Origin of the sequence: Nostoc sp. WHI, assembly GCF_015714725.1 — a bacterium.
Lineage (GTDB): Bacteria > Cyanobacteriota > Cyanobacteriia > Cyanobacteriales > Nostocaceae > Nostoc.
Genome location: NZ_WBKM01000122.1, coordinates 20,257 through 28,288, shown reverse-complemented (window position 1 = coordinate 28,288; position 8,032 = coordinate 20,257). Strand labels below are relative to the sequence as shown.

The 8,032-nt window shown below is 44.2% G+C and carries 7 protein-coding genes and 1 pseudogene; 2 read left to right on the top strand and 6 right to left on the bottom strand.

The window, feature by feature from the left end; genetic code table 11:
- Positions 1-87 precede the first annotated feature (87 nt).
- The 3 genes and pseudogenes from F8S12_RS12630 to F8S12_RS12620 all read right to left on the bottom strand — a co-directional run.
- Positions 88-367, bottom strand: a pseudogene (locus F8S12_RS12630) (transposase); the annotation flags it as partial.
- A 66-nt stretch (positions 368-433) separates the two neighbouring features.
- Positions 434-892 carry a DUF4394 domain-containing protein gene (locus F8S12_RS12625; protein WP_196516623.1) on the bottom strand — a complete coding sequence of 153 codons (459 nt, stop codon included), beginning with the start codon at positions 890-892 and terminating at the stop codon, positions 434-436.
- Positions 868-1,584, bottom strand: coding sequence for a DUF4394 domain-containing protein (locus F8S12_RS12620; protein ID WP_196516622.1), 717 nt, complete (start codon positions 1,582-1,584; stop codon positions 868-870). The genes F8S12_RS12625 and F8S12_RS12620 overlap by 25 nt, the downstream gene beginning before the upstream one ends.
- Positions 1,585-2,298: 714 nt before the next feature.
- Between F8S12_RS12620 and F8S12_RS12615 the strand changes: the two genes are divergently transcribed.
- Together F8S12_RS12615 and F8S12_RS12610 are read left to right on the top strand one after the other, a co-directional pair.
- A complete protein-coding gene (locus F8S12_RS12615) occupies positions 2,299-2,637 on the top strand; it encodes a hypothetical protein (RefSeq protein WP_196516621.1) in 339 nt (112 codons plus the stop codon).
- Positions 2,637-3,356 (top strand): DUF6745 domain-containing protein, encoded by a 720-nt coding sequence (locus F8S12_RS12610; protein WP_196516620.1) that lies wholly within the window; start codon positions 2,637-2,639, stop codon positions 3,354-3,356. Before F8S12_RS12615 ends, F8S12_RS12610 begins: the two co-directional genes overlap by 1 nt.
- Positions 3,357-3,617: 261 nt before the next feature.
- Here F8S12_RS12610 and F8S12_RS12605 read toward each other — a convergent pair whose 3' ends face one another.
- The 3 genes from F8S12_RS12605 to F8S12_RS12595 form a co-directional block, all read right to left on the bottom strand.
- Entirely contained in the window at positions 3,618-4,286 is a 669-nt protein-coding gene (locus tag F8S12_RS12605; protein WP_196516619.1) for a GIY-YIG nuclease family protein, read from the bottom strand.
- Positions 4,287-4,331: 45 nt separating this feature from the next.
- Positions 4,332-6,179 carry a vWA domain-containing protein gene (locus tag F8S12_RS12600; RefSeq protein ID WP_196516618.1) on the bottom strand — a complete coding sequence of 616 codons (1,848 nt, stop codon included), beginning with the start codon at positions 6,177-6,179 and terminating at the stop codon, positions 4,332-4,334.
- 307 nt (positions 6,180-6,486) lie between these two features.
- Complete coding sequence (locus tag F8S12_RS12595; protein WP_196516617.1) at positions 6,487-7,656, bottom strand: homospermidine biosynthesis protein; 1,170 nt, start codon at positions 7,654-7,656, stop codon at positions 6,487-6,489.
- Between the last annotated feature and the right edge of the window lie 376 nt (positions 7,657-8,032).

Sequence of the window (8,032 nt, the reverse complement as noted above, 5' to 3'; positions counted from 1 at the left end):
AACCAATCGAAAAATCGATAAGACATAGCCGTTCTAAAGGCTTCTAAGGCTTCAGTAAAGGTGTTCAAAGGTTTGCTTGCCCACCTACGTCTCAAGCCTCCTGTCAATGATCTCCAAGCGCCGTTCGTTTACCTGGGAAGTAGACCAAGCAAGGTGCTTGGGTTAAAAAGTGGTGTAATCGGTGGTAAGTCACCCCTATAGCATTCTCTGCGAGCTGAAATAAGTTTTTTCTCTCACTTTCTCCCAATAATCCTCCTACATAGTGTCTAAACTCTCTTTTTTGAGCCTTATGAGTAAACACATCATCAAATCGTTGACACCATCTTTCAAAGCATGGAGGCATGGCGGCAGGTGTGGTTTCTTTCATGAGCCTTTTTCAACGTGAAAGCTATGCTAGTTGAGCATTATACTGCTTTTGACTCTCCTGTTTTGTTTAAGTCCCGTTAGTACCTGTTACTCCAGCATTTCCATCAACAGTAGTACCTGTAATCGGATTGAGGCGGAAGTTCAAGCCACTACTTGTAACGACACGTATCCGATCAACCGTTGGATTAAAGTCAAAGCCAAAGCCAGTGTTAGCAGCAGGGGGTAGATCAACAGGGTTGTTAAGAGTGTCAACAAAGGCAATTTGCCCTGCTCCCGCACCCACGATCGCTGCTGTTCCAGTTTGAGGGTCAATCAAGTACAGAGTGCCTGTGTTCGCTGCATCGTTAATTCCCAGTCCATATAACTGCCCAGTCGCTGGACGTAGGTCAATGCCTACCAAGGTGTCACCTAGCGTTACACCAGCGATCGCGGCGGTTGTCACTGTTCCAGAACTGGCACTATTGAACCGAAGGAGTTGAGTACCATCGGCAGTCAATCCAATCAGAGGTACGCCAGCAGGAGACACTTCGTTTTGGAGTGTCCTGTGGCTGGAGTATTTGATGCTGAAACATTGACACCAGATGGGATGTCAAAGCCATTGACACTAGTAAAGTCTAGAGGAGTGCCATTAAGGGTGACTACCAGTGGCGATGCCTGGGTGCCATTATTGGGTGGATTCTGAATGAATAGTGTATTGGTGACTGAATCTAGCGTGTATTGTGTGGTCGCTGTAACGTTGGGAGCGCTGTTTGTATAGGCAGTGGCATTGACTGTAGTAGTACCACCATTGATCGAACGATCAGGATTGATGCCCGTTATGGATAAGTTACCATCGATCGCCGCCCCAGTATTGGGGTTAACGCGAAAGTTTAGTCCATTGGAGGTAACAATGCGGAGGCGATCGACTGTTGGATTGAAGTCTATTCCAAAGTCGGAACCTGTAATTGCAAGAGGGTTGCCAAGAGTGTCAACAAATTGCCCTAATGTCCCGACAGCAACAGCTAACCCAGTTTGGATACTAATGGCATAAAGCTGGGCACTGCCCACACCATCGCTAGCGATTCCGTAAAGTTTGCCGTTTTGGGGACGGAAATCAATACCTGCTAAATTCTGCCCTGCCGCAAGTCCAGTAATGGGTATGTTAGCGTTAAGGTTATCAGGGTTAGAGGTATCAAACGAGATCAGAGTGTTATTACTGAGAATATATGCAGTTGTCATGTTTTAATTTCTCTACTTAATAATTTTTTGAATAAATTAGGTTAGGACTAGCTCTTTCAAGGTGGTGAAATTTGGAACGAAGGTTAGTTATTTCAACCTTCAAAAAGCCAAAAATCTGAGCCGAGGATACAAGATGGCAGCACTGAAACAACGTATCTTCGTTTGTCACCTTGAAAGGGCTAGTCCTATAAACTTTGAATCTAGCCTCTGGGCTGAGGATTTGATAAAAATCTATCTCGATTGCCGTTGGCATTCCTTGAATAGAAGTCCAAGTTTTTTAGACTTAGGTATGTGTTACTTAGAGCCAAACAGCCTAGTAAACCATTTCTGTAAATGTTTACTTAAGAGTAAGGACTATGAATGCCAATGTATACAGTAAAACTACGATAAAAACGAGGATTCAAATTTTTTTATCAGTAAAATTGCTGATAAAAATTAGCAGGAGTGCTTCTTTTTGGTCACTGGGGTGGTTGAGGGAGTAGTCGCCAGGATAAATAAGCTCTGGAATAGTAAAGTTCTATTGGTCTTTGTCTTCTATAGCTAAAATTAGAGTTTTAGACTAGACAGGTAAGTTAAAGAAAAAAAGCGAGATTGAATACAGTCCTGCAATTGGCAGAAGCTAAGAGAAGAACAACCAACTCTTACCTGGGTTGCGTTGCAAAAATTTGTAAAAGATAAAAGCTCTTATTTATACAAAATTGTTATGATATAAAAATGTTTAACGACAACAACTTTCAAGCTAACCAAGCTGGTGTTCTCTACAGACATGGCGACGTTTTAATCAGACGTATTGCTAGCTTACCTGTAGCTGCTCAAAAGTGTGTAGGTGCTACTCTCGCTCATGGTGAACTCACAGGACACAGCCATCGGATTCAGCAATCCAATACTGTTCAGTTGTGGGTGCATGGAAGTGACCTTTTTCTTGAGGTTAAAGAAGCAAGTGCCACTTTAGTTCATGAAGAACATCGGGCGATTGAATTACCCCAAGGGCTTTATCGTGTCTGGAAACAACGTGAATATCGCCCCGATGCATACGTGGAAGTGATGGACTAATGCTCAAAATAATGTCGAATGGACGTGTGCCTAATAAACCAGTTAAGCAGCGCCCAAAGGAAAGTCACGAGCCTGTATCAGCTGAACTTGCTCGAAAACTCATCCTTGAGCATCGCGCTTGGGATGGTATGCGCGTTTTGGGTCATCTGGATTTAAGTGGTGCATCGGCTCTTTACAATTTACCTGAAAATCTCACCTGCGAAAGTCTGGATATCAGCGATTGTCTGAATCTCACCACCCTTGCCAAAGGTCTGCACGTCACCCATTGGATCGAGTTGGCTGGGAGTGGGATTACTAGTTTAATAGCGGGGCATGGTTTCGTCTTACGCTGGCGAGGCGTGCAGGTGAGCGATGCCTACGGCGGGCTGCGCCTACGCATTGCCTTTGAATCCCAGTCTCTAACAGGGCAAGATATTCTCAATATGGAGAATGTTGAGTTGCGGCGCGTGCTGATTGAGCGTCTGGGATACGAGACATTTTTGCAGCAAGTTGGGGGGTTAGTCCGCGATCGCGATCAAGATGCAGGGGGGGAACGTCAACTTGTCTGCATTCCTTTTGAAGATGACGAACCGTTTATGGTTTTGAAAGTCATCTGTCCATCCACAGGACATACTCATATCCTGCGCGTTCCCCCATATATGCAAACTTGCCATCAAGCAGCCGCCTGGATTGCAGGGTTTGATAACCCAGATGATTATAACCCTGCGATCGAGGCGTAACCTAGCTATTCATCAACCTTGAGCGAGAAAAATCGGCGTTGCATATTTTATTTGCGGGATGATTTATCTCACGCAGAGGCGCAGAGACGCAGAAAGTATAAAAAGTTTTAGATTTCAATACATAAAATTTCATCCCTTGATTCAGCAACGCCTAAAATTTTTCGCCTAACGTTCGCGCTCAACGGACGCAGATAACCTTTTAGTGTCAACCGACTATATTAGTAAGTTCTGGTGCAGCACGGTTGTTTGCGGCTTGGTACGTTAATCAATAAAAAACGATGAATGTTTAAGTTTATTTCCACGTTCCCACTCATGAGAAATCTGCTTGCAACCCTCCTCAGTAAATAGTGATGTAATCATGATTAAATCGTATGCATCTAAATCATCAAGAAAACGTCGGGTATTCTCATCAATAGAATTCTGAGGTGAGAACATCTCAGCCGCAACAATTGCAAGGTCAACACGCTCAATAATTTCATCACGTAATCCTGGATAGTAATTTCGACGAGTAATTTCTAGGAAGCAAACATCCACTAACTGGACTATTGCCACACTTGCAATATCTAGCTTCAAGTATTTGCTGTAATAATGCTTTAGCTGTGGCAAGACTTCAACTTGATTCGATAAAACCGAGTCAGAAATTTTGTAAATAGCTGCTTCCTCTTGCAGTGCGCGAACAGCATCACGTACAGGTATACGAAAGAACTCTCTGTCAGAACTGACACGATACGCAGCAAACCTCTGATGTAACTTACTCTCAACTAACTCGCATTCAGAAACCAGTTCGTCATAAACAACAATAAAGGGAGTCGGCACTCCAGTAGTCCGAAGTTGTTTGGCTCTTAGTTCAGATGTTTGTTCTGTAAGCCCAATTTTTACTTGGTCGGGAAATGACGGATTGATTAAAACATAGACAAAACCTTGAGCCATAATTCTGTTTAACTGAAGCAGTACTCACAATCTTTCTTGTTCAACTCAATTGGTAATGGTAGGTTGCACAAATCGCTTAATTTCACCACAGGCAATATAAGACTTGCCATCGGGTGCTGTTTTGACTTCATCAACAACGTAAAGCATTCCTTCCTCACGAACCGATCGCGGAAAACGCATATTCCAATCCGGTTCATATCCATCGGAAACCGCCCTGGCGCGCAGCTTGCTGCCATCTTTGACGCACTGAACTAAAATGTTGTCTCCTACAGTGTCAGTTGTGAGAAGATCGGCGGCACTGGCAGGGCCTTTGGAGGCTTTGCCTGTATTAGTTGACCTCGATTGACTATGAGCAACGAAGATATCTGGTTCACCAGCTTGAGCAAGACGGGTGATGTTGCCACGTACACGGTAGAAAGTGCCATCGCTTGAAAGTTCCAATCCTTCAACTACATAGCGTGCACCCTCTGCACGAATAGCTCTAGGAAACTGGATATTCTTGGTCGAATCGTAGCCTTCAGACATGACTTTGATCCGCAGTTTACCTCCTTCACGAACACAGTGTAATTCAACACCTGAACCGACTTCATTGACAATCGGCATCGCGTACACTTCATCCCCAGCAGTGACACCGCGACCCCCCAGATCGCTGCGATTGCGCGTCATCGTCTGATAACTCTGATCCCGCAGTTCTTTACGTCCGGCATTGCCTAGAGCTTTTTGAGCGATCCGACTTGCGAAATACTCAAGCTGATCTATCTCCTCAGCAATTTCAAAGTTCTCGTTCAACCCTCTATCCCGGAAATCTTTCACAAGGGCACGGAGGATTTGCTCTGCTTCCTCATGTCTGCCATCCTCAGCGAGATTAAGGGCAGTCTCTTTGGCCTTAGCGATGGTAAGACGGCTCAGTTCGAGAATGATATGGCTGGTAGAAGCAAGAGCTGCTTCTTCGACGGTGCCAACTTTGGCGAAGATATCTGCTGTGCCTGACACGCTTTGAATGAGGTCATTTTGCACAACATCAGCGCTGTAATGCAGCTTCATCACAGGTAACTCGCCAACTTGAGCAGAGGATATGACTAGACTCAACCCTAAAAGTTTGTCTTCGCCCTCGTAAAGCTCTCCCAAGGCGATCGCAGTTTTACCAGCGTCATTCTGGCTGACTTTAGCAAGACTTAAGGTATCAACCAAGCTGACACCATCAGCTAACTCAAGTGTGACATTGAGGTTTTGTCCTACCACTGCTCTGAGAGAATCTAGCTCAATACTAAACACTTCAGTTGCGTCGTCGATGCTCTGAATAAAGTAGAAGTTGCCACTGGCAGCCCTCGCCATACCGATCAGGAGGTCTTCATTGAAACCCTGACCAAAACCTAACGTAGTTGTGGTAACGCCTAACTCAGCTTTTTGCCCCGATGTTGCTGTCAGTACATTGGGGTCTTGAATGCCCATATTGGCGTGACCATCGGTAAGCAGGAGAACACGGTTGATTTTTTGCGGATCAAGCTGCGTCTTTACGTGTTCGCAGCCTTTGAGCCATCCCCCGGATAAGTTGGTAATACCGCCCGCTCTAACCTTGTGTATGGAATTTTTCAGCGCGGCCTTGTTAGTTACAGCCTGGGGTGGTACAACAGTATCCACTTCATCGTCGTAAACAACTACTGAAAGAATGTCGTCTGGCTCAAGTTGCTCTACTACAGACTCAGCAGCTTTGAGCGCATGATGCAAGGGAGCGCCTGCCATAGAACCTGAACGGTCAATTACCAGAGAAAGGTTAAGGTTACGTCGGGGAGATTCAGCTATTTCAGCCCGAAAACGTAGCAAAATATTAGTTTTTAATGAAGATCCTGCGGGGAGGATAGCCTGGTCAAAGTCGTAACTTGTCTTGAGCATTTCGTATACCCCTTTAAATTGTCAGCCCTATTATGCCCAGACAGCTAATGCTTTCTTTAATTTACCCAAAAATCAGTGTATTCCGTATAAACAAGTAAGTTTAATGTAAATTTTACAGCTTTAATGTTTTGCAGATTTGGCTGCAAATATGGTTTAGAGAAAATCAAGACTATATGCGGCTTGCCTACACGATGCCCAAATTATGCTCAAGCGATCGCTATTAATGTTAAGAATAACTAAAACTTCAATATTCCTATCGGCATCCCCAGTAGAGACGCGATTAATCCCGTCTCTACTCCCCTATTGACTAATTCGGAATCAGCCTACCACAGGGATAAGTCGCTGTTTGCTGTGAAGCATTTTCAGCCATCGCTGCTGGAATCTGATCCGATGGTCGGGTTTTGGCTGCTAGATAGTCTTTTTGTAGTTTATCGTAGATAGCTTCTCGTCTATCGTACAGACGCTTTAGGGGACGAGGTTGACACTTGTTCAAGACGTATGCTGTTACTAGGGGTAGAGCGATCGTGCTATCGGTGTAACAAACAATCGTGTTAGGTAACTCTTCCGGGTCAATCTTACCCCAGCTGACGGCTTCCGATGGGGTTGCTCCAGACAAACCGCCTGTATCTGGACGCGCATCGGTAAATTGTACAAAGTAATCATGTCCCCGTTCTTCTAGTCCTAAGACCTCGTGAAGTTGCGGTTGGGTTTGTAGCAAAAAGTTCTTAGGACTACCGCCACCAAGAATTACAGCCGCACTTTTACCTTCAGATTCACGGGCATTGTAAGCGATCGCTGCCGTCTCATTCACATCAATCGAAGGATCTAAGATCAACTGCGAACCTTCCAACGCCAAAGCTGCTACGTTCATCCCAATTGAACTATCCCCTGGAGAAGACGTATAAATCGGTACGCCATACTCATACGCTGTAGCTAGCAAGCAAGAATGCTGCACACCCAATTGCTTTTCTACTTCCCGGACATACTTACCGAGTAAATAATGAAACTCAGCAGTTCCCATTCGTTTTTGAAACGCTTCACCTTGGAGAATCTTGCGGATGAACGCATCTGTTTCCAGCAGCACATCGTAACCAAAGATAATGTCGTAAATTCGGATAGTACCTTCTTGGCGTAGTTTCACATCATCCAAAAAGGGATTACCAGCGAACAGTTCAAAACCCAAACCATAGTGCATATCGTGGTAAAGATTTGCACCTGTGCTAATCATCCAGTCAATAAAGCCGTTGCGAATTAAGGGTGCAAGCGCTGAAACCCCGAATCCTGCTGGCGTCATCGCACCGGAAAGGCTAACTCCCACCGTGACACCTTCAGTTAGAACATCACGACTCAGTAGTTGACAGATTTCTCGCAAACGTGCTGAGTTGTACGCGGTGAAGTATTGATCAATCAAATCCACCACATTGATATCATTTGATATAGGTGTAGGTGCGATTTTTTGACCCAGCTGTTTAGACATTTTGGCACTCCTGAACAGTAAACACGCAGAATCTAATGTTATCTAGCTTTCAGCTAAAGTGACACCAATACTTTGACATTCATAAAAAGCGTTGCTAAATCAACAAATAAAATCTTAATGTATTAAAATCTAAAACTCCCTATCCTCTCTGCGTTTCTGCGTGAACTAAATCATTCCACAAATATGCAACGCCAATTTTTAAGTTAAAAACTAGATTTTTGAATTAAAAACTAGATTTACAAGTTACAAAACCAGATTTTTGAGTTAAAAACTGGATTTTATAGTTGAACTCCTGACACTCCTACGTTATTTTAGCTAATATCTACGTAGTAAGACGAGAAATTAACATGAATCAAGATATATTTAAATTACCCGG

Excerpts from the sequence above, each read along its gene's own strand:
- F8S12_RS12620 (WP_196516622.1), bottom strand. The coding sequence starts at position 1,584 with ATGACAACTGCATATATTCTCAGTAATAACACTCTGATCTCGTTTGAT.
- F8S12_RS12615 (WP_196516621.1), top strand. The coding sequence starts at position 2,299 with ATGTTTAACGACAACAACTTTCAAGCTAACCAAGCTGGTGTTCTCTAC.
- F8S12_RS12610 (WP_196516620.1), top strand. The coding sequence starts at position 2,637 with ATGCTCAAAATAATGTCGAATGGACGTGTGCCTAATAAACCAGTTAAG.
- F8S12_RS12605 (WP_196516619.1), bottom strand. The coding sequence starts at position 4,286 with ATGGCTCAAGGTTTTGTCTATGTTTTAATCAATCCGTCATTTCCCGAC.
- F8S12_RS12600 (WP_196516618.1), bottom strand. The coding sequence starts at position 6,179 with ATGCTCAAGACAAGTTACGACTTTGACCAGGCTATCCTCCCCGCAGGA.
- F8S12_RS12595 (WP_196516617.1), bottom strand. The coding sequence starts at position 7,656 with ATGTCTAAACAGCTGGGTCAAAAAATCGCACCTACACCTATATCAAAT.